This window comes from Micromonospora sp. NPDC023888 (genome assembly GCF_040639415.1).
In the GTDB taxonomy this organism is placed as follows: Bacteria; Actinomycetota; Actinomycetes; order Mycobacteriales; family Micromonosporaceae; genus Micromonospora.
In genome coordinates this window covers 158,680-183,373 of record NZ_JBEZZW010000010.1, presented here as the reverse complement: position 1 = coordinate 183,373, position 24,694 = coordinate 158,680, and the positions used below count along the sequence as shown (strand labels likewise).

The 24,694-nt window shown below is 69.5% G+C and carries 19 protein-coding genes; 17 read left to right on the top strand and 2 right to left on the bottom strand.

Going from position 1 to position 24,694, the window contains the following annotated elements:
- Window positions 1–66: 66 nt before the first annotated feature.
- Window positions 67–723 (top strand): response regulator transcription factor, encoded by a 657-nt coding sequence (locus tag AB0F61_RS12160; protein WP_357807562.1) that lies wholly within the window; start codon window positions 67–69, stop codon window positions 721–723.
- Window positions 720–1,892: a HAMP domain-containing sensor histidine kinase gene (locus AB0F61_RS12155; protein ID WP_357807559.1), complete on the top strand. Its 1,173-nt coding sequence runs from the start codon at window positions 720–722 to the stop codon at window positions 1,890–1,892. Before AB0F61_RS12160 ends, AB0F61_RS12155 begins: the two co-directional genes overlap by 4 nt.
- A 13-nt stretch (window positions 1,893–1,905) precedes the next feature.
- On the opposite strand, the gene AB0F61_RS12150 is transcribed toward AB0F61_RS12155, so the two are convergent.
- Window positions 1,906–2,694 carry an IclR family transcriptional regulator gene (locus AB0F61_RS12150; RefSeq protein WP_357807557.1) on the bottom strand — a complete coding sequence of 263 codons (789 nt, stop codon included), beginning with the start codon at window positions 2,692–2,694 and terminating at the stop codon, window positions 1,906–1,908.
- A 163-nt stretch (window positions 2,695–2,857) separates the two neighbouring features.
- On the opposite strand from AB0F61_RS12150, the gene AB0F61_RS12145 reads away from it, so the two are divergent.
- The 7 genes from AB0F61_RS12145 to AB0F61_RS12115 all read left to right on the top strand — a co-directional run bounded on the left by AB0F61_RS12145 (window position 2,858) and on the right by AB0F61_RS12115 (window position 11,530).
- Complete coding sequence (locus tag AB0F61_RS12145) at window positions 2,858–4,105, top strand: sugar ABC transporter substrate-binding protein (protein WP_357807554.1); 1,248 nt, start codon at window positions 2,858–2,860, stop codon at window positions 4,103–4,105.
- A 75-nt stretch (window positions 4,106–4,180) separates the two neighbouring features.
- Window positions 4,181–5,128, top strand: coding sequence for a sugar ABC transporter permease (locus AB0F61_RS12140; protein WP_357807552.1), 948 nt, complete (start codon window positions 4,181–4,183; stop codon window positions 5,126–5,128).
- Window positions 5,125–5,955: a carbohydrate ABC transporter permease gene (locus tag AB0F61_RS12135; RefSeq protein WP_357807549.1), complete on the top strand. Its 831-nt coding sequence runs from the start codon at window positions 5,125–5,127 to the stop codon at window positions 5,953–5,955. Before AB0F61_RS12140 ends, AB0F61_RS12135 begins: the two co-directional genes overlap by 4 nt.
- An 8-nt stretch (window positions 5,956–5,963) precedes the next feature.
- Window positions 5,964–7,145, top strand: coding sequence for a mandelate racemase/muconate lactonizing enzyme family protein (locus AB0F61_RS12130; protein WP_357807546.1), 1,182 nt, complete (start codon window positions 5,964–5,966; stop codon window positions 7,143–7,145).
- Window positions 7,142–8,353: a fumarylacetoacetate hydrolase family protein gene (locus tag AB0F61_RS12125; protein WP_357807544.1), complete on the top strand. Its 1,212-nt coding sequence runs from the start codon at window positions 7,142–7,144 to the stop codon at window positions 8,351–8,353. The genes AB0F61_RS12130 and AB0F61_RS12125 overlap by 4 nt, the downstream gene beginning before the upstream one ends.
- Window positions 8,354–8,355: 2 nt before the next feature.
- Window positions 8,356–9,867, top strand: coding sequence for an aldehyde dehydrogenase family protein (locus tag AB0F61_RS12120; protein ID WP_357807636.1), 1,512 nt, complete (start codon window positions 8,356–8,358; stop codon window positions 9,865–9,867).
- Window positions 9,868–9,955: 88 nt separating this feature from the next.
- Complete coding sequence (locus AB0F61_RS12115; RefSeq protein ID WP_357807541.1) at window positions 9,956–11,530, top strand: alpha/beta hydrolase-fold protein; 1,575 nt, start codon at window positions 9,956–9,958, stop codon at window positions 11,528–11,530.
- A 95-nt stretch (window positions 11,531–11,625) separates the two neighbouring features.
- Here AB0F61_RS12115 and AB0F61_RS12110 read toward each other — a convergent pair whose 3' ends face one another.
- Entirely contained in the window at window positions 11,626–13,149 is a 1,524-nt protein-coding gene (locus AB0F61_RS12110; RefSeq protein WP_357807538.1) for an alpha-N-arabinofuranosidase, read from the bottom strand.
- A gap of 699 nt (window positions 13,150–13,848) precedes the next feature.
- On the opposite strand from AB0F61_RS12110, the gene AB0F61_RS12105 reads away from it, so the two are divergent.
- From AB0F61_RS12105 to AB0F61_RS12070, 8 genes are all read left to right on the top strand, one after another.
- On the top strand, window positions 13,849–14,871 hold the full coding sequence (locus AB0F61_RS12105) for a LacI family DNA-binding transcriptional regulator (protein ID WP_357807535.1): 1,023 nt from the start codon (window positions 13,849–13,851) through the stop codon (window positions 14,869–14,871).
- Window positions 14,872–15,021: 150 nt separating this feature from the next.
- The gene (locus AB0F61_RS12100; RefSeq protein ID WP_357807533.1) at window positions 15,022–17,205 is read left to right on the top strand and encodes an alpha/beta hydrolase-fold protein; all 2,184 of its coding nucleotides are present in this window, start codon (window positions 15,022–15,024) and stop codon (window positions 17,203–17,205) included.
- Between the two features lie 103 nt (window positions 17,206–17,308).
- Complete coding sequence (locus AB0F61_RS12095; RefSeq protein ID WP_357807530.1) at window positions 17,309–18,649, top strand: extracellular solute-binding protein; 1,341 nt, start codon at window positions 17,309–17,311, stop codon at window positions 18,647–18,649.
- A gap of 77 nt (window positions 18,650–18,726) precedes the next feature.
- Entirely contained in the window at window positions 18,727–19,668 is a 942-nt protein-coding gene (locus tag AB0F61_RS12090) for a sugar ABC transporter permease (protein WP_357807527.1), read from the top strand.
- On the top strand, window positions 19,668–20,552 hold the full coding sequence (locus tag AB0F61_RS12085) for a carbohydrate ABC transporter permease (protein ID WP_357807525.1): 885 nt from the start codon (window positions 19,668–19,670) through the stop codon (window positions 20,550–20,552). Before AB0F61_RS12090 ends, AB0F61_RS12085 begins: the two co-directional genes overlap by 1 nt.
- 60 nt (window positions 20,553–20,612) lie before the next feature.
- On the top strand, window positions 20,613–22,340 hold the full coding sequence (locus AB0F61_RS12080) for an IlvD/Edd family dehydratase (RefSeq protein ID WP_357807522.1): 1,728 nt from the start codon (window positions 20,613–20,615) through the stop codon (window positions 22,338–22,340).
- A gap of 587 nt (window positions 22,341–22,927) precedes the next feature.
- Window positions 22,928–23,440, top strand: coding sequence for a SigE family RNA polymerase sigma factor (locus AB0F61_RS12075; protein ID WP_357807519.1), 513 nt, complete (start codon window positions 22,928–22,930; stop codon window positions 23,438–23,440).
- Window positions 23,437–24,603 carry a hypothetical protein gene (locus tag AB0F61_RS12070; protein WP_357807517.1) on the top strand — a complete coding sequence of 389 codons (1,167 nt, stop codon included), beginning with the start codon at window positions 23,437–23,439 and terminating at the stop codon, window positions 24,601–24,603. Before AB0F61_RS12075 ends, AB0F61_RS12070 begins: the two co-directional genes overlap by 4 nt.
- Window positions 24,604–24,694 lie beyond the last annotated feature (91 nt).

The following is a 24,694-nucleotide window of genomic DNA, read 5'->3' as shown; positions in this document are numbered from 1 at the left end:
CCGGGCATCGTCAACCGATCGCCGGCCCATACGCCACTCATATGCGGTGCTGGGGATACTGGGCGGATGCGGGTGCTGCTGGTCGAGGACGAAAAACCCCTGGCCACCTACATCGCGGCCGGGCTGAACAAGCATGGCTGCGCCGTGGACGTGGCACACGACGGTCAGCAGGCACTGGATAAATGCGACATCGTCCCGTACGACGTGGTGGTCCTGGACCGGGACCTTCCGGTGGTGCACGGTGACACCGTGTGCCGGCTGTTGGCGCAGCGCGGCACCGCTCGGGTGCTGATGCTCACCGCGTCCGGTGCCGTGTCCGACCGGGTGGACGGGCTGGCCCTGGGCGCCGACGACTACCTGGGCAAACCGTTCGCGTTCTCCGAGTTGGTCGCCCGGGTGCGTGCGCTGGCCCGGCGCAGCACGCCGGCCCGCCCTCCGGTGCTGCACGCGCGGGATGTCGAACTCGATCCGGCCCGGCGCACCGCCGAACGGGATGGCCGGCTGCTGCCGCTGACCCCGAAGGAGTTCGGGGTGCTGGAACGGCTGCTCGCCGCCGACGGCGCCGTGGTGAGCGCGGAGACTCTGCTGGACAAGGTGTGGGACGAGCACGCCGACCCGTTCACCAACGCCGTGCGGATCACCGTCAGCACCCTGCGCCGCAAGCTTGGTGATCCACAGCTGATCGAAACCGTGACCGGTGCCGGGTACCGGATCGCCCCATGATCCGGCGACTGACCGCCCGCAGCCGGCTCACGCTCGTGTACACCGGCCTGGTGCTGGCCGCCGGGTTCCTGCTCACGGCGCTGACGTACCTGCTGCTGTTTCACCGCCTGCGGCTGCGTATCGACGAGGCGATGTCCAAGCTGCTGACCCAGGCCGCACCGGCGCTGCTGGTCGTGACCGCGCTGGCCGGGCTGACCGGCTGGGTGGTGGCCGGGCGGATACTGCGCCCCATCCGCACGATCTCCGGTACCGCGAACCGGCTCTCCGCGGAAAACCTGTCCGAACGGATACCCGTCCGCCAGCCCGCCGACGAACTCGCCACGCTGGCCGCCACCATCAACGGCATGCTGGACCGCATCCAGCACGGCATCACCGAACGCGACCGGCTCCTCAACAGCCATCGCCTGTTCGTCGCCAACGCCGCGCACGAACTACGCACCCCGCTCACCACCATGCGCACCGCCATCGACGTCACCCTCGACGGCGAACCCGACCGAGCCGAACTCATCGCGATGGCCGGCGACATCGCCACCGCCGTCGAAACCAGCCAGCGCACCCTCGACGGACTCCTGGTCCTGGCCCGCAGCCAGGCCAGCCCGCCCCGCCGAACGCCCGTGGACCTGGCCGACGTCGCCGCGACCGTCGCCGACGGCGTCGACCGGGCGGCGAACGGCGCCGTCACCCTCCGTACCGACCTGCGGCCGGCGCCGGCGAGCGGCGAGCCGGTGCTGCTGGAACGGATGGCCGGTAACCTGCTGGAGAACGCGCTGCGCTACAACCACGCCGGCGGACACGTCGCGGTGACCTCCGGCATCGCGAACGGGCACGCGTTCCTGCGGGTGGTCAACACCGGCCCGCTGGTCACGCCCGAGGAGGAGCGGCGGTTGTTCGAGCCGTTCGTCCGGGGTGCCGGCAACGGCACCCGCGGGGCCGGGCTCGGCCTGTCCATCGTCTGGGCGGTCGTTACCGCGCACGACGGAGAGATCTTTAGCGCCGCACGGCCGACCGGCGGCATGGACATCGCCGTACACCTGCCGCCGGCCCTGGATGCTCCTACTTCCGGATACGTCCGCGGCGACGACGCCCTGGTCGAGAGGGTCAACGGGCTGGGGGAGTCGAAGCTGCTGGAAACGTGGTGGTGGACCGCGCCCGGGTCGACCGAACGCTGAGCGACGTCCCCGGTTATCCGCCGTCCTGCGCAGCGTCCGGGCTCGGTGCGGACGGAGGTGTGTAGCCGAGTTCGCCCGAGATCTTGTTCGCGGTCTCCAGCAGGCGCGGTAGGTTGCTCTTCAGTTGGTCGAGGCTGGCGATGACCTCGATCGCCGTGATCGAGGCGGCGGCGATGACCTGGCCCCGGGAATCCCTGATCGGCGCTGCGACGCACATCACGTAGGCGTCGTGCTCGCCGTTGTCAGTGGCCCAGCCGTTCTCGCGGATGCGCACGAGTTCGGCTTCCAGGGACTCGTGGTCGGCGAAGGTGGTGCCGGTGAATCTCTCGAAGACGACGTGGGAGAGCAGCCGGTCGCGTTCCTCCGCCGGCAGGTACGCCAGGATCGTCTTGCCGACGGCGCTCGCGTAGATCGACACCGCCCGCCCCACCCGCGACGGCAGCTTGACCGCGTCGAACGCCGGACTGTCCACCTTGTCGATGTAGATGATCTCGTCGCCGGTGAGTTGTGCCAGGTGCACGGTGTGGCTGGTCTCGCGCTGTAGTGCGCGCAGGTGCGCGGCTGCGAACTGCCGCAGGTCCATCGAGCCGAGCGCCAGCTCGGACAGCTCGATGAGCCCGCTGCCGAGCACGTAGGTGCCCGCGCCGGTCCTGCGGACGAAGCGCGCGGACTCCAGTGTCTGCAGGATGCGCAGGGCCGTGGACTTGTGCACGCCGAGCACGTCCGCCGCCTCGGTGAGCGACAGCGGGTGCTCCGCCGATCGACGGATGAGGTCGATCGCGCGGCGAATCGATTGCGCCAAGGCTATGCCTCCCCCTCGAAGCGACGGGACGGCCGCCGCTTGCGTTGCAATATGTGCAATGTAGACGACGCGATGCGCAATCGCCACTTGACACCGTTGCGCATGGCGCTACGATCGTTGCAATTTCATCCCGAAGACTCTGACTCGTAACACTGGAGTAACGATGGGTAACCAGCGCGCTCGCGTCGGCATCGCCGGGGCCACATGTGCCCTCGGCATGGTCGCCGCTCTTTTGACCGGCTGTGGCTCCGACGGCGATTCGGGTGACGGTGTCACCAAACTGACCTTCGCCGCCTCGACCTTCGGCGACCCGGGCCGCGGACCACTGCTGACCAAGTGGCTCGACGAGTTCAACACGAGCCAGGACAAGGTCCAGGTCTCCGCCGCCGCGGTGCCGTACCCGACCTTCGGTCAGACGGTGCTCACGCAGATGGGCAGCGGCAAGGGCCCCGACCTGGTCCGCTTCGACATGCCCGAGTTCGAGGCCGCTTCGGACGCCGGCCTCGTCGCACCGCTGGACAAGGTGATCGACGCCGGCAAGTACGACCTGCTCAAGCAGCCGGACCAGTTCATGGTCCACGACGGTGTCCGGCACGGCGTCATCTTCGAAGCGTCGAACTACGCGATGTTCTACAACGCGGACCTGATCCCGACGCCGCCGACCACCTACGAGCAGTTCACCTCCACCGCCAAGTCGCTCACGAAGGGCGACGTCTTCGGCCTGGCGTTCCGCCAGACGGAGGCCGAGGAGGCCGGCGTCTGGCAGGACATCTTCAACTACGTCTACGGCTTCGGCGGCGCGTGGTCCGACGGCAAGAACCTGACGATCAACTCGCCGGAGAACCTCAAGGGCCTGCAGGCGTTCAAGGACCTGTACGACGCGAACGTGATCCCGCGCGGAGCGGACGCCGCGACGTTCCGGCGGATGTTCGCCGAGGGCAAGGTCGGGATGGAGCTCAACAACGGGGGATACGTGACCGCCACCCGCGGCCAGAACGCGAAGCTGAACTTCAGCGTCGCGCCCATCCCGTTCCCGGTCCGCAAGCAGGGCGCGATCCTCGCGCCGATCGTGATCAACGAGGCGAGCGAGGGCAAGGACGAGGCCGGCACCTTCATCAAGTGGGCGCTGGAGCCGCAGAACCAGGTCAAGCTGCAGGAGATCCTCGGCGCCAGCAGCGTCGCCACCACCACGCAGCGCAGCCCGGAGACGCTCAAGGCGACCCCGTTCCTCACCGTCTTCGACGGGCTCACCGAGACCAGCCTGCCGCAGATCGTCCTCGGGTTCGAGGCCAAGACGCCGGACATCCGCAAGGTGGTCGTGCAGAACGTGGTCGCGGCCCTGCAGGGTAAGACCGACCTGAAGTCGGCACTGGACCGCGCCCAGCAGCAGGCGACCGAACTGGTCCGCTGACAGCTCGACACGGCGACGCTGCCGGCGCGACGGAACCTGCGCCGGCAGCGTCCTTCCCCAGAAGGATCGAACCCGATGACTGTGGTCGAGCAGACCGGAGCACCGAAGACAACACCCCGAGCCCGGCGTCGGCCCAGCCCACTGGGGAGCAAGTGGACGCCGTACCTGTTCCTGGCACCCGCCGCACTGTTCATTTTCGTCTTCCAGGCGGTGCCTCTCGTCCAGGAGGTGTACCTCAGCTTCACCCGGACGAGACTGCTCAACCCGACCAAGAGTGAGTGGGTCGGGCTCGACAACTTCAACCGGATCTTCGGCGACCCGGAGTTCCGCCACACCCTGCTGATCACCGTCGTCTACGTGATCACCTGCGTCGTCGTCGCGATCGGTGCCGGACTCGGCGTCGCGCTCCTGCTCAACAGGAAATTCCGCGGCCGCGGTGTGGCGCGGGCGCTGGTCACCGTCCCCTGGGCCGCTCCCGGTATCGCGGTCGCGCTCATCGCGACCTGGATGCTCAACGCCCAGTACGGGATCGTGAACCGGTTCCTCGACGCGGTGGGACTCGGTGTGCCCGGTGGCGCGATCCTGGACAGCTCGCGTTACGCGCTCCCGGCGGTGCTCGCGACGACCATCTGGCAGCTGTTCCCGTTCACCTCGGTGGTGCTGCTCTCCGCCCTGCAGTCCGTTCCGCAGGACCTCAACGAGGCCGCGACCGTGGACGGGGCGGGACGATGGGCCACCTTCCGGGCCGTCACCTGGCAGGTCATCAAGCCCACTGTGGGACTCCTGGCGCTGCTGATGACGATCTGGTCGCTGCGGCGGTTCGAGCTGATCTGGCTGATGACCAAGGGCGGGCCGGTCGGCGCCACCGAGACGCTCGTCATCGACCTCTACTCGCAGGCGTTCGACTCGAAGGAACTCGGATCGGCGGCGGCCATCGGGATGGTCGGCGTCGTCATCTCACTCATCGTCATCATCGGCAGCCGACTGGTCGCCCGCGCCGTGGAGAAGGAGCACGCCCGATGAGGCGCTTCCGTTTCGGTGTCACCGCACGAATCGTCGCCGTGCTCGTCGTACTCGGTGTCGCGGTGTTCCCGCTGTACTGGATGTTCGTCACGGCGCTGTCGAGCAACAGCGACCTCTTCGCCGACCGGCCCCGACTCACGCCGGACCTCGGCCAGTTCGGGGTGTTCGTCGACGCGCTGGCCGAGGGCAAGGCGGCCGGGTGGCTGCTGAACAGCCTGATCATCGCGGTGGGCACCATGGTCGTCTCGGTCGGCCTCGGTATCCCGCTCGGTTACGCGCTGTCCCGGTTCTCGTTCGGGGGCAAGGCCGTGCTGACCGTCGTGCTGCTGTTCACGCAGATGCTTCCCGAAGCGCTCATGGTCGTGCCGTTGTTCGCGCTGTTCCGCCGGTTCGAGCTGCTCGACTCGCTGACCGGCCTCATCCTCGTGAACTCCGCCTTCGTCCTGCCGATCGTCGCGCTGATCCTCAAGGGCGCGATCGACGGCATCCCGAAGGAGTTGGAGGAGGCGGCGCGTGCCGACGGTGCCCGACCCTTCACCACCCTGACCCGCATCAACGTGCCGCTCATCGCGCCGTCGATCGCGGCGACCGCGGTCATCGCCTTCTTCCACGCCTGGAACGAGTACGTGTTCGCGGTGACGTTCATCTTCAATCCGGACCTTCAGCCGGCCTCCGTCGGCATCGCGAACTTCATCGGTGAGCTGGGTACGCCGATCCAGACGGTGATGGCCGTCGCCTTCCTGTTCACGCTGCCCGCCGTCGCCTTCTACCTGCTGGTGCAGAAGTACGTGGTGTCCGGCATGACCGCCGGCGCGGTGAAGGGTTGAGCCGAAAAATGAAGATCGTCTCCATCGACACGCTCGTCGTCGACTTCTACCGCACGAACCTCGTCATCGTGCGGGTGCACACCGACGCGGGGATCATCGGGCTCGGTGAGGCAACCCTGGAGGGCAAGGAGCGGGCCGTCCAGGGCGCCATCGCCGAGCTGGCCGAGGCGGTCGTGGGCCTGGACCCCACCCGCATCTCGAAGATCCTCTACGAGACCGCCCGGGACTGGTACTGGCGCGGCGGGCCGGTCATCATGACCGCGTTGAGCTCGCTGGAGATGGCCCTGTGGGACATCTCGGCGCGCGACCTCGGTGTCCCGGTCTCGCGGCTCCTCGGTGGCGCGACCCGGGACCGGGTGCGCGCGTACGCGAACGGTTGGTTCTCCGGCGCCGTCACGCCGGAGGACTACGCGGCGGCCGCGCGCCGCACTGTCGAGTCGGGCTTCCGGGGCCTCAAGTGGGACCCGTTCGAGAACTACGACCTCACCATCACCACCGCGCAGTTGGATCGGGTGCTCGCCCAGATCGACGCCGTCCGTGCCGCGGTGGGCCGTGAGGTCGAGCTGTTCGTCGAGGGGCACGGCCGCTTCGACGTCCGGCACGCGATAAAGGTCGCCAAGGAGATCGCCCAGTTCGACCCGGTGTGGTTCGAGGAGCCCTGCCCGCCGGACAACCTCGATGCGCTCGTGGACATCCGCCGCGCGTCGCCAGTGCCCATCGCGGCGGGGGAGCGGTGGTACGGCCGGCAGGGCTTCGCCCCCGCCCTCGCCCGCCAGGCCGTCGACTTCGTCCAACCCGATGTGACCCACGCCGGCGGGATCGCCGAGCTGGCCTTCATCGCGACGCTCGCGGCGACCAGCTACGTGGGGTTCGCGCCGCACAACCCGAGCGGCCCCCTCAGTACCGCCGCGACGCTGCAACTCGGGGCGACACTGCCAAGCTTCCGGTACCTGGAGATCATGGCGACGGACGTGCCGTGGCGACCCGAAATCACCAACGAGCGGCTGGTGCTGACCGCCGACGGCGACGTGCTCATCCCGACCGGGGTCGGACTGGGCATCGAGTTGGATCTCGCGGCGATCGAGCGCCACCCGTTCACGCCGCATCCGCTCCGGATGTTCCAGGACGCCGTGTACGACATCCGTCCCCGAGACGAGCGGTCCTTCTTCAACCTGGAGAGCGGCTCATGACGGTGCCACAGCCCCGGCGACAGCCCGACGGCGCGGACTGGTTCGGGACCGCCGCCGAGGCGCTGCCGGACGACGTCGACGACAGTGTCCTCATCGGCCGGATCTGGGACCCGGCCGGCGACGGCCCCTCACCCGTGACCGTCCGGGACGGTCAGGTCATCGACCTCAGTCAGCAATTCCCCACGATCCGGGACATCTGCGAACTACGAGACCCCGCCGCGACGGTGGCCGGGCTCGACGGGCCGCGCCTGGGCGACTTCGGCGAGGTGCTCGCCAACACGGCCGCCGCGACCCGCGACCACACCCGGCCCTGGTTGCTCGCCCCGGTCGACCTTCAGGCCCTCAAGGCCGCCGGCGTGACCTTCGCCGTCTCGATGATCGAACGCGTCATCGAGGAACGGGCCCGCGGCGACCTGGCGCTCGCGGCGGACATCCGGCAGCGGATGCTCGCCGACATCGGTGCCGACCTGCACAGCCTGACTCCGGGCTCGGCCGAGGCCGACCGGCTCAAGAGCCTGCTGATCGCCGAGGGCATCTGGAGTCAGTACCTGGAGGTGGGGATCGGGCCGGACGCCGAGATCTTCACCAAGGGCCAGGTCCTCTCCGCCGTCGGCACCGCCGTCCCGGTGGGGGTGCTCGCCGCGTCGACCTGGAACAACCCGGAACCCGAGGTCACGCTGATCATCCAGTCCAGCGGCCGGATCGTCGGCGCCACCCTCGGCAACGACGTGAACCTGCGGGATGTCGAGGGCCGCTCGGCGCTTCTGCTTCCCCTGGCGAAGGACAACAACGCCTCGTGCGCCCTCGGTCCCCTGATCCGGCTGTTCGACGAACGGTTCGACCTGCAACGGGTGCGTGAGCTTGAGGTGAGCCTGGACATCCGCGGCGTGGACGGCTTTCACCTGGAGGCGGTCTCGGAGATGACGCGGATGTCGCGCGACCCGGCGGAACTGGTGCGGCAGTTGATCGGCCCGCACCACCGCTATCCCGACGGCGCGGCCCTGATGCTCGGCACGATGTTCGCGCCCACCCAGGACCGGGACCGCCCCGGCGAGGGCTTCACCCACAAGATCGACGATGTGGTACGGATCGGCTGCCCGGCTCTCGGCACGCTCGTCAACCGGGTGCGGCACGCCCAGGAGTGCGAGCCCTGGCAGTTCGGCGTCCGGGATCTGATGGGCAATCTGGTAAGGAGAGGACTGCTGTGAACATGGTCAGCACTGTCGACCCACGCGACGGCCGCACTCGCACGACGGATCTTCGCGAGACCGACGAGTCCGGCCTGGAGGCGATCACCAGCCAGGCGTCCCAGGCCGCCCAGTGGCTGTCCGGCCTGGGCAGACTCGGCCGAGCGGACCTGCTGGACGCGATAGCCGCGTCCCTGGAGGCCCGTCGCGCGGAGCTGGTCGCGGCGGCGGAGGCGGAGACCGGTCTGAGTAACGCGCGACTCGACGGGGAACTCACCCGGGCGGCGATCCAGTTCCGGATGTTCGGTGACGTGCTGCGCGACGGGGGCTACGTCGAGGCCGCCATCGACCACGCCGCCGACACACCGCTCGGACGCGGCCCGGACCTGCGGAGGATGCTCGTACCCCTCGGGCCGGTGGCCGTCTTCGGAGCCAGCAACTTCCCGTTCGCCTTCTCGGTCGCCGGAGGTGACACCGCCGCCGCGCTCGCCGCCGGCTGTCCCACGGTCCTGAAGGCCCACCCGTCGCACCCGTTGACCTCACACGCCTCGGCCGAGGCCATCGCGGCGGCCGTCCGCGACCTGGGCGGGCCCGACGGCGTGATCGCGACCGTGTACGGCGAGCAGGCCGGCCGCTCGCTGGTGCGCCACCCCACGATCCGCGCGGCAGCCCTGACCGGCTCCGTCGGCGCCGCCCGTGCCATCCAGGCGGCCATCGACGAACGCCCGGATCCCATTCCCCTCTACGCCGAACTGAGCAGCGTGAACCCGATCGTCATCCTGCCCGGCGCGGCCGCCGACCGGGGAGAGCAGATCGCCGAAGGGCTGTTCGCCTCCTTCACCAGCTCGGGCGGCCAGCTCTGCACGAAGCCCGGACTGGCGTTCGTCCCGTCCGATCCGAGCGGCGCGCGCCTGGTCGACGCGCTGCGGGAGAAGGTCGCCGCCACGGGCGGTGCGGTCCTGCTCAACGACCGCATCCGGGCCGCGTACGAGCAGCAGGCGACGGCGTTCGAGCAGGCCGGCGCCCAGGTCGCGGCGCGGCCCCAGATCGACGCCGAGGCGGGTTTCCGCGTCGCGCCGACGCTCCTGGAGGTCGGTCTGCCGGGCCTCACCGCCGAACTCGCCGACGAGTGCTTCGGCCCGCTCCTGGTCGTGGTGCGCTACGACGACGTCGCCGAGCTCGACGCGGTGCTGGCGACCGTCCCACCGTCGCTGACCGGCTCCATCCACAGTGGACCGTCCGACGACGCCGGTGTCGTACGCCGGCTTGTCGACGGGTTCGCCGGCCGGTCGGGTCGCATCGTCTTCGACGGCTATCCCACCGGCGTCCGGGTGTCGTGGGCCCAGCACCACGGCGGACCCTGGCCCTCGACGAACGCCGTGCACACCTCCGTCGGCGCCACCTCGATCCGGCGCTTCCTGCGGCCGCTGGCCTGGCAGGACGCCCCAGTCTGGATCCTTCCCGAGGAACTACAGGACGGCTATACCGCCATTCCCCGGCGAGTCGACGGGAGGTTGGAGTCAGCGGTGGCATAGCCGCGCCGGTATCCGTTCACCGCACCCGTCGAATCGTCGGCAGACCGCCCCCCGGCGGTCTGCCACACGCCGAAGAGGGAGTAGGAACATGCCCGTCGCAGTCCCCCGTCCCCTGCCGACGCCGCCCCGGCGCCGGCTGCTGCTCGCCCTGTTCGCCGCCGTCGCCGTCGCGGCCACCACTGTCGTCGCCCCGGCGGCGTCGGCCGCCCCACCCGCGCCGCTGGGCCCGACCGTCACCCGCACCGACAGAGCACCGACCGGGTACGAGGTCACCTTCCGGTACCGGGCGCCCGAGGACGTCCAGCAGGTCCACGTCTACGGCGACTGGTTCTACTCCCGGCCCGAGAACATCACCTGCCAGGACTGCGGCGACGCCCGGCCACCCGCCGAGTGGCAGCCGGGCGATGTCGCGGCCACCCCGTGGCACATCCAACCCATGCGCAAGGGCCCCGACGGGGTGTGGACCTTCACCACGCCGCTGCCCGCGGGCACGTTCCGCTACGCGTTCACCCACGACTGCGCCAACGAGCTGGCCACCGGCTGCACGCTGCACGACGACCCGGCGAACCGCTGGCAGATCCAGCCGCAGTACCCGGGCGCGCCCGGCGCGGTACGCAGCACCATCTACGTCCCGGCCAGCAGGAAGTTCCCGACGTACGACACCGGCTACCAGGCGCCGGTGGCCAGGGTCGGCCGGTTGGAGTCCCGGCGGTACACCTCGCCGCTGTCGACGAACCCGCCCGGGGTGCACGACATCGTCGTCTACCTGCCGCACGGCTACGACCCCCACCGGGCCACGCCGTACCCGACCCTCTACCTGAGCCACGGCAGCGGGGACCACTCGACCGCGTGGACGATGCAGGGCGTCGCCCACCTGATTCTGGAGAACGCGATCGCGGACCGTGCCGTGGAGCCGATGGTGATCGTGTCCACCGACTTCAACGGCCTGCCCGGCGGCAACGAGGGCTACGTCAACGAGCTGCGCGACAACATCTTCCCGTTCGTCGAGCAGAACTACCGCGTCTCCACCCGACCGCAGGACCGCGCCTTCGCCGGTTTCTCCGCGGGTGGCAGCCGGGCCTACACCCTCATGTACGACCACACCGACCTGTTCGGCTACCACGCCGCCTGGAGCGCGGGCGGACCGGCCGCCACCCAGGCGCAGATCGACAGCATGAAGGCGGTGGCCGGCGGCATCATGATCGGCACCGGGCTCCAGGACCGCCTGGGCAACATCGCCGAGAACTCACAGCGCAACGCGGCAGCCCTGCGGGCCGCCGGCGTCGAACTCGACGAGTACAACGTGCCGGGCGTGCACACCTGGCACGTCTGGCGTCCGCTGCTCGACCACTACCTGCGCACCCTGACGTTCCGGGCCACCACGACCGGTCTCGACGTCACGTCGGCACCCGCCGGCGCCTCGCAGCACAGCAGGGTCACCGCCACCGCGACGGTCGGCAGCGTCAGCACCAGCACCACGGCCCCCTCCGGCCGGGTCGACTTCTACGCGGGTGACACCCACCTCGGGTCGGCCCCGGTGCACAACGGTGTCGCCCGGCTGAAGAAGACCGTCCATGGTGGACTGGATGCTCCGGTGGTCGCGCACTACCGGGGTGACGGGCTCTTCAACGCCTCACAGAGCGCACCTGTCGACGCCCGCTAGCACGGGCCCGGCACCCTCCCCGGTGCGATCGGAAGAACCCCGGCCGCCACCCCTGCTGACAGGAGTGGCGGCCGGGGCGCGTCCGCCTCAGCCGGTCACGCTGTCGCTTCCGTGGCCCGCATCCGCAGCATGGTCCAGGACGCGGGCGGCAGCGTCACCCGAACGGCGGCGTCGGTCTGTCGCGCTGTGTCGTTGGGTCGCGGTGCGGCGTGGTCCGGGCCGTCCGCTGTGTTCTTGGCGTCCAGGTCGGTGCCGCCGACGGTGACGCACTCGATGATCCCGGTCAGCTCGGCGCCGCTGACGTCGACAGTCACCTCGGCCGGGGTGTCGGTGACGCGGTTGACGAGGAACACCGTCATCTCGCCGGTGCTGTCGTCCCACGTGGAGACCGCGTCGACAGCCGCCACCTCACCGTAGCGGTCGGTGTGCGTCGTGCTGCCGTCGCGGAGCACGTCGAGCACCGCGCCCCGGGCGTGCCGGGCGGTGCGGGCGAAGGGGTGGAAGATGGTCTGCCGCCAGGCCGAGCCCCCCGGTTCGGTCATGATCGGTGCGATGACGTTCACCAGTTGGGCCTGGCACGCCGCCGTCACCCGATCGCTGTGCCGGAGCAGGCTGATCAGCAGGCCACCGACGACGACGGCATCGGCCACGCTGTAGTGATCCTCCAACAGCCGCGGCGCGACCGGCCAGTCCTCGCCGCTCGGCGGGGTGGACGGGGTGGCGGACTGGTACCAGACGTTCCACTCGTCGAACGCGATCATGATCTTCTTGGTCGACCGCCGGATCGCCCCGACCGAGTCGGCGATGGCGGTGACGGCGTCGATGTATCTGTCCATGTCCTCGGCGGAGGCGAGGAAGCTGGGCAGGTCGCCGTCGACCGGCTGGTAGTAGGCGTGCAGCGAGATCAGGTCGACGTCGTCGTACGCCTCGGTGAGCACGTCACGTTCCCAGCTCCCGAACGTGGGCATGCCGAGGTGTGACGAGCCGCAGGCGACGAGTTCGAGATCGGGGTCGAATCGGCGCATGGCCTTCGCGGTCTGCGCGGCGAGGCGCCCGTACTCGGTCGCGCTCCGTTGACCCACCTGCCACGGGCCGTCCATCTCGTTGCCCAGGCACCACAGCCGGATGCCGTACGGGTCGGCCGCGCCGTTGGCGTGCCGCTGGTCGGCGAGGTGGCTGCCGCCGCGGTGATTGGCGTACTCCAGCAGGTCGACGGCTTCGGCGGTGCCGCGGGTGCCGAGGTTGACCGCCATGATCGGTTCGAGGTCGGCCTTGCCGAGCCAGCGCATGAACTCGTCGAGCCCGAACGCGTTGGTCTCCAGGCTGTGCCAGGCGAGGTCGAGCCGGGCTGGCCGCTTGTCGACCGGCCCGACGCCGTCCTCCCACCGGTAGGAGGAGACGAAGTTGCCACCCGGATAGCGGATCGTGGTCACGCCCAGCTCCCGCACGAGCGCCAGGACGTCGCGCCGGAAGCCGTCGGCGTCGGCCGTCGGGTGCCCGGGCTCGTAGATGCCGGTGTAGACACAACGGCCCAGGTGCTCCACGAACGAGCCGAAGAGCCGACGTGGCACCGGCGCCACGCGCCGACGCGGGTCCAGGCTCAGGCGGGCGGTGTTCACGACGCCTCCCCGCTGGCCGTGGGCCCGATCCCGGCCAGCCGTGCTGGCCGGGGCCGGGCTGGCAACCGGTGGCGGTGGGGGAGTGGGCATCCGGTGTCGGTGAGGTGCGCCGGCGCCGTGTCGAGGTGGGGGTTCAGGACGGGCTCCCTTCGTGCGAGGTCCCGATGCCGAGATCGCTGCCGCGGCGCGGGGACCGAGGGGTGGTGGTCCGGGTGGGTCTGGACATCGCGATGGCGGTGGGCTACGTTCTCGATCTATGTAAACGTTACCGATTACGTTTACGGTAGGGAACAGCAGTCAGCGATCAAAGTTCGCGACCCGGGTGACCACTGTCGACCCCGAGCCCGGCGATACCTGACCGCCGCACTCCCGCGCGTGGTGCCCGGCGAACCGATCCGGTTATCGGTCGGCCGCATTTCACGCTGCGGTGCGAAATGGAATCCCGCCGCCCTTCCGCCCGTTCTCACCGGGCCGAACAACCGCGGAATCGGCACTTTCCATCGGCCACCGAGAGTGACCTCCGTCCACATTTCCGTAACGATCTCCGGCGCGTCGTCAGGCCCTGCTGACAGTCCTGGTAGGACGGTGTTCCAGGCGTTACGGGGACGGCTGGAGGTCTTGTGCTCGTAACCCCTGTCGGTTACGTTGGCAACACCCTGGAAACGTAACCGATAACGATTGCAGTCCAGAGGGAGCGGCATGATTGAGGTCAATGCCCCGGCGACAATGAGTGATGTTGCGCGGGTCGCCGGCGTTTCCACAGCCACCGTCTCGCGGGTGGTCAACGGACATTACGGCGTCAGTGCCCGCACGATCGCTCAGGTCCGCTCGGCCATCGAGCAACTCGGCTACGAGTCGAGTCTGGTGGCCACGAGCCTCCGGCGCAGCCGCACCAACGTCCTGGGCCTGGTGACGCACAGCTTCCAGTCGTACACGGCGGAGGTGCTCAAGGGAGCGATGAAGGCGCTGAGCCGCTCCGGCTTCGACCTGATCATCTACGCCAACAGCGACCTCTACGGATCATATTCGGAGGGTTGGGAGAAGCGGCACGTCACCCGCCTGTCGGGCACCCTCACCGACGGGTGCATCGTCGTCACGCCCTGGGGTGAGGTGCAGAGCCGGACGCCGATCGTGGCCATCGACCCGGTGCGCGGCTCGACGGGGCCCTCGGTGACAGCCGACAACCTCACGGGCGCCACCACCGCGGTCGAGCACCTGCTGGGCCTCGGTCACCGGCGCATCGGGTTCATCGCGGGCCGCTCCAGCCTGGCGGCGGCGTGGTCGCGCGAGGAGGGCTACCGGGCGGCGCTCACCGACGCCGGCATCCCGGTCGACCCGACGTTGATCGGCCAGGGGGATTTCAACCCCGAGTCGGCGACACCGTTGGCGCGCGAGCTGTTGCAACGAGCCGACCCGCCGACGGCGATCTTCGCGGCGAGCGACGGGATGGCCCTCAAGGTGCTGGAGGTCGCCGCGGAGTTGGGGCTCTCGGTCCCCGGGGACCTGTCCGTCGTCGGGTTCGACAACATCCCGGAGTCGGCGTTGACCGAGCCGGGTCTGACCACCGTGGACCAGTCGATGTACCAGCTCGGTTACGAGGCCGCGCGCATGTTGAAGTCGTTGGTGACCGACGAGTGGGAGGGGCCGCGCCAGGTCGTGCTCCCGACCAGCCTCGTCGTCCGTGGCTCGAGCGCGCCACCACGAAACGCGACACGAGGGTGACCCCCGCCCGCCGCACCGAGCGTCTGCGTCAGGTGCGCCCGTGGCAGGACCGCGAAGGAGGCGTGCAAGCAGTGCCACGGCGAGATCCACCGATGAGTTGAGCCGGCCCGGCGGGTCGCATCCGCTGCCGGCGCAGGAAAGGAGTGGAGCGTGACAACCGCAACGTACCACGGGCGCTTACGCCGATCGGGCGTGCGTCGGCTCTCGGCGGTGTTCACCGCCGGAGTCATGGCGGCCGCGGCCGTTCTGTTCGCGCCGCAACCGGCGGCGGCGGCGGAGACACCGTGGCTGGATGTCTCCCCGGATCGCTACGCCTCGTTCACCGTCCCGGCCGCGTACGTCCAGGAGCGGCTGGGCTCGGTGTCGCAGGTCGTCGTCGAGGGCAACATCGGCCCCTCCGCTGCCTGGGCGGAGTTTGGCCTGACCCGGCGCGGCGACGTGTGGTCGGGCATCCTCGGCCCGCTCAAGCCGGGGCTCTACCAATACCGGGTCACCGCCGACGACACCAAGAGCCTCAAGGATCCGACCAACGGCACCACAGTGGCGTCCGATCCTCTCCTGAGCACCTTCCTCGTCCCGGGTGACTCGGCGCGGTGGCTGGCGGACGCACCGCCGGGCACCGGCGGCACGATCGGGACCCTGAATTACCGGACCAGGGCCGGGCAGCGGTCGGCAGTGGTGTGGACACCACCGGGGTACGCGGCCAAGGGCCCGAAGGGTTATCCGGTGCTCTACCTCCAGTCGGGCGAGGGTGCGGCCGCCACCGACTGGCTCGACCTCGGCCGGTCGAAGCAGATCCTCGACAACCTCTCGGCCGCGGGCGCCATCAAGCCGATGGTGGTCGTGATCAACGATGCCAACGGCGCGGACGGCCGGGACCTCACGGACCTCCGGAAGGCGGTCGCCGACAGCTACCGGGTCCTGCGCGACCCCGCGCACCAGGCGATCGCTGGCGTGTCCGACGGCGCGACGGCGGCGGTCAGAGCCGCATTGGCCAGGCCGGGCCAGTTCGGCTACGTCGGCTGGTTCTCGGGCCGGTCGGTCCCACAGGTCGACCGGTCGGACGCCAGGACGGTCAACCGCACCGTGAAGGTGTTGCGCGTCTACACGGGCAACGTGACAGATCCCGCGTACAACGCCACCTACCGACTGACGAAGGCGCTGGACCGAGCCGATGTCAGGTTCGAGTTCGACGGGGTCGACCCGGACGGCGGCGGCAACTGGACCACCTGGCAGGAAAATCTCGTCGACTTCGCGCCGCGACTGTTCCAGCACGTGTCGGACCGCGGTCCGAGCCCCGGTCACCGGCCGCTGAAGGGGGAGTTCGTTCCGCCGCCGGCCGGCACCACCCCGACGCCCTTCGTCACCGAGGACGGGTTCGTCACGTTCGAGACCGGCCCGGACTTCACTGATGCTCAGCACGTCACGGTGTGGGCGAACATCGCGCCGGGCGGCAGTTGGTTGCGCGTGCCGCTGACCCGCGACGGTGACCGGTGGCGGGCGACAGTGGGCCCGCTGAAGCCCTGGTTCTACTACTACCGGCTGATCGTGGACCGGGTCGCGGTCAAGGACACCTCGAACCCGACGACTGTGACCACGGAACCGACGTGGAGCACCTTCCTCATCCCCGGACCGGGCGCCCGACTGCTGACGGACGTGCCCGCCGGGCGGGGCGGGACGGTCGAGAGCATGACCTATCGCAGCACGGTGGCCGGCCAGGACCGCACGGCCCTGGTGTGGACTCCACCCGGGTACGACCCCGACCGGGCCCGGCCGTACCCGGTCCTCTATCTCCAGCACGGCAGTGGTCAGAACTACACCGACTGGGTGGAGATGGGCCGCGCCAAGCAGATCCTCGACCACCAGTTCCTCGACGGTGACCTCACGCCCATGGTCGTCGTGATGGGCAACGGCAACTCGTCGAACTTCAACCGGGAACTGTTGGAGAACATCGTGCCGACGGCCCGCGCCCGCTACCACATCTCCAGCGAGTCGTCCCAGCAGGCCCTCGCCGGTCTGTCGATGGGCGGCGGGCAGGCGCTGGGGGTGCTCCGGGCCTACCCGGGCGAGTTCGCGTACGTGGCGGCACTGTCGGCCGGGTTCGGCAGCGGCACCGGCGTCGACGTCGAGGCGATCAACAGCGGCACGAAGATGCTGCGCCTGTACGTCGGTGACCAGACCGACTTCGTGTACCCGAGCTTCATGGCGTCCCTCACCACGTTGGACACCCTCGGTATCCGCTACGAGTTCGACGGGGTGACCCCCGGGCCGCATGGCTGGGACGTGTGGCAGAAGAACCTCATCGACCTGGCGCCGCGCCTGTTCAAGCGCTAGGAGCACCTCAACCCACGGCACCACCGGGAGCAGGCTTCCTGCCCCGGTGGTGCCGGCCTCGCAGGAAACTGTCGTACCGCGATCCCCGAAGGGAATCCCGTCAATGAAGACGAAACGAATACTCGCCACGGTAACCATGCTCGCGGCCGGGGCCGGCCTCGTCGGCTGTTCCTCCGACGAGGGGGGAAGCGACGCGAGCAACTGCACGAACACCATCACCAAGCAGAACGTGCCGGTGGTGACGATGTGGGGCTGGTACCCCAACACCCAGCTCGTCGTCGACAACTTCAACAAGCAGCACGACGACGTGCAGGTCTGCTGGACGAACGTCGGGCAGGGCGGCGACGAGTACGACAAGTTCCAGACGGCCATCTCGGCGGGCACCGGCGCGCCCGACGTGATCATGGTCGAGGCGGACCGGATCCCGACCTTCCAGATCCAGGGCGCGCTCATCGACATCAAGAAGTACGGCTTCGACGCGGTCAAGGCCAACTACGGCGAGGGCGCCTGGAAGGACGTCTCGGTCGGCGACGCGGTCTACGGCGTCCCGGTCGACGGTGGCCCGATGGGCATGATCTACCGGAAGGACATCTTCGACAAGTACAAGATCACCCCACCGAAGACCTGGGCCGAGTACGAGCAGGCCGCGCAGAAGGTGAAGGACGCGGGTGGCCCGCTCTTCGGCGACCTCGGCGCGAACGTCCCGGCGGTCCTGATGGCGCTCCAGATCCAGAAGGGCGCCTCACCCTTCACCTACGACCCGACGCAGCCGAAGGCCATCGGCGTGAAGCTCAACGACCAGGCGTCCAAGGACGTGCTTGACTACTGGGGCGGCCTCGCCAAGAAGGGCCTGGTCGGTACGCAGGACCAGTTCACCCCGGAGTACATCTCCGGCGTGATCAACGGCAACTACGCGACGTACATCTCGGCGGCCTGGGCGCCCGGCTACCTCACCGGCGCGGGCGTCGGCAAGGGCCAGGACACCGGCAAGTTCGCGGTGGCGCCGCTGCCGCAGTGGGATGCGAACAACCCGGTGCAGGTCAACTGGGGTGGGTCGGCCTTCTCGGTGACCAAGCAGGCCAAGAAGCCGGAGCTGGCGGCGAAGGTCGCCTACGGGCTCTACGCCGACAAGGAGTCACTCACCGACGGCTGGACCAACCAGATCATCTTCCCGCTGAACCTCGCGGCGCTCAAGGATCCCGCGTTCGTCGACCTGAAGGTGGCGTTCTTCGACGGCCAGCAGGCGAACAAGGAGGTCTACCTTCCCGCCGCCGAGGCCTACAAGGGTGTCGCCTACGCACCCTTCGGTCAGTACTACCTCGACGCCATGACGAAGCAGGTCAGCGAGATCATCAAGGGCTCCGTCACCGGTTCGCAGGCGGCTGACAAGCTCCAGGAGGACGTGGCGAAGTACGCCAAGGAGCAGGGCTTCACCGTTCAGTGACCGGATGGGTGGGCCGTGCCGCCGCTCGACGGCCGGCCCACCCACGACCCGCAGCGTCCACGTCCCGGAGACCAAAGATGACACTCCTGACCGAGCAGCGCACACCGCGTACCCGCACTGAGACGCGCAAGATCCGTGGCAAGGTGCACCTCCGCGAGCACCTGATGGGGTGGCTCTTCGTGGGGCCATTCGCTGTCGTCTTCCTGGCGTTCCTCATCGCCCCGCTGGGATACGCGCTGTACCTCAGCCTCTTTCAGAAGAAGCTGATCGGCGGCACCAGCTTCGTCCTCTTCGACAACTACGTGAAGGCGTTCACCGACCCGAGCTTCCTGTCCGGGGCGTGGTTCGTCATCCGCTTCTCACTCGTCGCCATCCCGGTGCAGATCGCCATCGCGCTCGCGATGGCGCTGATCCTGGACTCCGTGACGTCCCTGTTCGCGCGCTTCTCCCGCCTCATGATCTTCCTCCCCTACGCGATCCCCACGGTGATCGGGGCGGTGATGTGGGGGTTCCTCTACAGCAAGGGCTTCGGCCCGCTCACTGACATCTTCGGGTTGTTCGGGGCCACCGCACCCGACTTCCTGGGCAGCGACCTGATCTTCTACGGCCTGCTCAACGTCGTCACCTGGCAGTGGGTCGGCTACTACATGATCATCCTGTACGCGGCGTTGCAGGGAGTCGACCCGACGCTCTACGAGGCCGCCCGGATGGACGGCGCCGGACGATGGCAGGTAGCGGTGCGGATCAAGATCCCGATGATCGCGCCCGCGCTGATCCTCATCCTGGTCTTCTCGCTCATCGGCACCCTGCAGTTCTTCAACGAACCGCAGATTCTGCGGTATCTCGCCGCCGGCACGATCGGGACGGACTTCACCCCCAACATGTACGCGTACCAGCAGGCGTTCGCACTCGCCAACTTCAACTACGGATCGGCGATCTCGTTCGCCCTCGGCGGCATCGTGTTCATCTGCGTGTACGCATTCCTGTTCTTCACCCGCAAGCGGAGGAGCTTCCTCTGATGGCCAACCGCACAAGCGTCAGCGCAGGCCCCCGCCGACCGCAACGCTACCTGCCTCTGCAGATCCTTCTCGGCTTCATGGTGATCTACTTCCTCGTACCGTTCTGGTGGGTCATCGTCAACAGCTCCAAGGACGCACCGGGACTGTTCGGCGGAGGCAACACCCTGTGGTTCTCCGACCAGATCGACTATCTCGGCAACCTCCGGCAGCTCTTCACCTACGACGGTGGCATCTACCTGCGGTGGATTCTCAACTCCACGTTGTACGCGATCGCCGGCGGATTCGGCGCCACGGTCCTGTCGGTGATGGCCGGCTACGGCTTCGCCAAGTACCGGTTCGCGGCCCGGCGCTTCAGCTTCGCCGTCGTGCTCGGTGCGTTGATGGTGCCCGCCACCGCCCTGGTCATCCCGACCTTCATCATGTTCTCCCGGCTCGGCCTGACCAACACGGTCTGGGCGGTGATCCTCCCGTCGCTGCTCAACCCGTTCGGCGTCTACCTGATGCACGTGTACGCGCGCGACGCCGTACCCGACGAGTTGCTTGACGCGGCACGGGTCGACGGCGCGGGCGAGGTGCGCACCTTCGTCCAGATCGCCCTCCCGCTGATGCGCCCCGCGGTGGTCACCGTGCTCCTGCTGTCCGCCGTGGCGTCCTGGAACAACTACTTCCTGCCGCTGGCCATGCTCTCCGACAACCGGCTCTTCCCGGTGACCGTCGGCCTCGGCCTCTGGCAGGGCATCGCCTCCGCGAACAACACGGGAGGCACCTCGCTGTGGAGCCTGATCATCCTGGGCTCGCTGGTGTCCGTGATCCCCCTGATCATCGCGTTCTTCAGCCTGCAACGGCACTGGCGCGGCGGGCTGTCCGTCGGCGGCCTCCGGTAGGTACCACCCCTTGATCGCCGCGCCTTGACGCGGCCGCACTGATGACAGAGAGGTGTGCTGATGTCGACGACGGATCGTCCGCTGCGCAGCGGGCAGTGGTTCGGTGCGGAGGGCCGCAACGGGTTCATCCATCGCTCCTGGATGCGCAACCAGGGTTTCGCGGACGACGTCTTCGACGGTCGCCCGGTGATCGGCATCGCCACCACCTGGTCGGAGCTGACACCCTGCAACGCCCACCTGCGTGACCTGGCCGAATCGGTGAAGCGGGGGGTGTGGGAGAGCGGTGGCCTGCCGCTGGAGTTCCCCGCCATGAGCCTGGGCGAGCCCCTGATGCGACCCACGACCATGCTCTACCGCAATCTGCTGGCCATGGAGTTGGAGGAGTCGGTCCGCGCCAACCCGCTCGACGGGGTGGTGCTGCTCTCCGGCTGTGACAAGACCACCCCCGGCCTGCTGATGGGTGCGGCGAGCGTCGACCTGCCCACCCTGATGATCACCGGCGGTCCGATGCTGAACGGCAAGTTCCGGGGTCAGGACATCGGGTCGGGCACCGTCGTCTGGCGCTTCACCGAGGAGCAGCGCGCCGGCCGGATGACCGCGGCCGACTGCGCGGAGGCGGAGGTCGGCATGTCCCGCAGCCGGGGGCACTGCATGACCATGGGCACCGCCTCCACGATGGCCTGCGTGACCGAGGCGTTGGGCGTGCAACTGCCGGGCGCGGCAGCCGTGCCGGCCGTCGACTCGCGCAGGTACGCGCTCGCGCAGGCCGCCGGCCGTCGCATCGTCGCCATGGTCGAGCAGGACCAACGACTGTCCACGGTGCTGACCCGGGAGGCGTTCGAGAACGCCATCCGGGTCAACGCCGCGATCGGCGGTTCCACGAATGCCGTCGTCCACCTGCTGGCGATCGCCGGACGCCTCGGCGTCCCGCTGTCCCTGGAGGACTTCGATACCCTCACCGCCGACGTGCCCATGCTTGTCAACCTGATGCCCTCCGGGGCGTACCTGATGGAGGACTTCGCCTACGCGGGGGGCGTTCCGGCGGTGATGAACGAGATCGCCGCGCTGCTGAACATGGACCACGTCACCGTCAGCGGCAAGAGCGTCGCCGACAACATCAGCGGTGTGCAGTGCTGGAACCGGCAGGTCATCGGCACCCTGGCGGAACCGTTCCAGCCCGCCGGCTCGGGCACCGTGGTGCTGCGCGGGTCACTCGCGCCGTCCGGGGCCGTGCTGAAGGTCTCCGCCGCCTCCGCGCACCTTCTCCAGCACACCGGGCCGGCGCTCGTCTTCGACCGGATCGAGGACTACGTCGTCGCCGCCGACGATCCCGACCTCGACGTCACACCGGACACGGTGATCGTGGTCCGCAACGCCGGCCCACGCGGCTATCCCGGCTTCCCGGAAGTCGGAAACGTGCCCATGCCACGACGGCTGCTCGCCGCCGGCATCACGGACATGGTGCGGATCTCCGACGCCCGGATGAGCGGCACCGGGTACGGCACCTGTGTCCTGCACGTGGCCCCGGAGGCCGCCGTGGGTGGCCCGCTCGCGCTCGTGCGCACCGGCGACCTGGTCCGGGTCGACGTCCCGACGCGGCGCCTGGACCTCCTGGTCGACGACGCCGTGCTCACCCAACGCCGCGCCGGCTGGCAACCGCCACCGCTGACGGCCGACCGGGGGTGGGCGCGGCTGTACAGCGAGCACGTTCTCCAGGCCGACCAGGGCGCGGACCTCGACTTTCTCGTCGGCGGCAGCGGCAGCGGCGTACCCCGCCACTCGCACTGACCGGGCGCGGCCCGCGAACCCCACGGGCCGGTCGCGAAGCGGGAGCCCCAGCGCCCGGCTGGGGCTCCCGTCACCGCCCGCAGGCCTCGCACGCAGCAGGATCGCGGCGGCGGCGACGAGCGCCCCGGTGCCCCCCCAGGCGACTCCCGCGAGCACCGGCCGCCACCACCGCACCCGGTCCAGCGCCACCGCCAGAGCGGCCGCGGCCAGACACAACGCCACCGATCGCCAACCGGTGAACCCCAACAGGTCCGACCCGAACTGCCGGAACTGCGGGGCATCGCCGACGGTCCACGCCAGACGTAAGCCCCCGTATGCCACGGCCCAGCCGAGCACCGCGTACGTCAGGCCGTGGCCCGTCCTGCCGGCGATTGATGTCGCCATGCATCCGATCCTTCCGCTGCCCCGGCGCGGGCGAACCCCGCCGACAGGGGAGGTGCTCCCTCTCCGGAGGGACCTACTCGCGACGCCGGTGGCGGCAGCGCTGCTACGGTCACCGGCGCTGACCTGGCATCCCGCCGAATCTCGGCCCCGACGCAACCCGACGGTCGTCCGGACCCGTCGAGCTTGCGGAGGAGGGAGCCTCAATGATGGATGCCGAGCGGGAGTTCGTGGAGTACGCCTCCGCGCGACTGCCGAGCCTGCATCGGACCGCGTTCCTGATGTGCGGCGACGCCCATCTGGCCGACGATGTGGTGCAGCAGACGATCACGGCGTTGTACGTGCACTGGCGCAAGGTCAGCCGGGCCGACAACGTCGACGCGTACGTGCACCGGATGCTTGTCCACAAGCTCGTCGACGAGAAGCGGTTGAGCTGGTCGAAGGTCCGGTTGTCGGGGTCGACGCCCGAGCCGGAGCGCCCGGTCCTGCCGCACGACGAGGTGGCCGAGCGGGACAGCCTGGTCGCCGCGCTCGCCCACCTGCCCCGCGGCCAGCGCACCGTCCTGGTCCTGCGGTTCCTGTGCGACCTGTCGCTTGCCGACACGGCCGCCGCGATGGGCTGCTCCGAAGGCAACGTGAAGTCGCAGACGGCTCGGGCGCTGGCGGCGATCCGGCAGGTGCTCGACGTTACCGAGATGGCCGGAAGGAATCTGAAATGACCACGTTTGACGACAAGCGGATCGCCACACTGCTGCGATCGGCGCCGGTCCCCGAGCCACGCGTGGACGTGCAGCGCGCGATCCGCGACGGCCGGCGTCGACGCCAGCGCCGCCGGGTCGGCGGTCTCGCCACGGTGACGGTGCTGGCCGGGCTGGGCGCCGTGGGCACCGTCCAGTTCGGCGGGGCCGCCAGCGAGCCCGCTCCGATTCCGCCGGCCCTCGCGGTGTCGCCGACCGCGCCCGTGTCGACCGCGCCGGCCAGGTCGCTCACCTGCGAGGCGTCCCTGCTGCCGCAGCCGATCGGCGGTCCGGTCGCGGTGGCGACCGCTGTCGATCCCACCGGGCGGCACATCGTCGGTGACATCGGCACCGGGAACGAGGACGGGCGGGTCGTGCTGTGGACCGACGGTCGGGCAAAGGTCCTGCCGGCCGCCGCCCGGCACGGGGCCGCGGTCAACGCCGGCGGGTACGTGGTCGGTACCAACGGCGACGGCACCGGTTGGGTCTACCGGGGTGGGACGTTGCGTACCCTGGCCACCCCGCCCGGCTACGACGCGGTCCTGGTGTACGCGGTCAACGGCCGGGGTGACATCGTCGGCACCGCCCGGGGCGCCAACGATTCGCACCGTGCCGTGCTGTGGTCGGTGGACCGCCCGCAGCAGTACCGGTTGCTCGGCCGACCGGGATCCGCGGCGAACGGGATCACCGAGGACGGCACGGTCGTCGGCACGATGGGCGATCAGCCGTACCGGTGGACGCCCCAGGGCGTCGGGGCCGAGCTGGCGGTGCCGGACGGCTACCCGCACGCCTCGGTCGACTCGGCACATGGCAACTGGGCGATCGGCATGGTCCCCGGTGCCCAGCGGGGCGGGAGCGTGCAGATGCTGCCGGTGCGGTGGAACCTCACGACCGGGGCGGCGAGCCTGCTGCCGTACCCGTCGGCGAACGGGGTCGCCGCCAACGGCGACCTGCTGGTCAGTGACACCGCGCCGTTGGTCGTCGCAGCGGACGGCACGTCGCGCAGGTTGCCGGAACGGGCCGAGATCCCGGCGACCGAGGCGGGCACGTACACGGCCAACGGGATCAGTGACGACGGCCGGACCGTGGTCGGTGCCGTCTACGAGAACCAGCAGCACCGACCGCTGGTGTGGCGCTGCCACTGAGGCCCACGCAGACGACCCGCCCGCGAACGCCGGGTCGGCGCCGAGGCCCTCAGCCTCGGCGCCGACCCGGGTGTCACGGTGTCGTCCACGC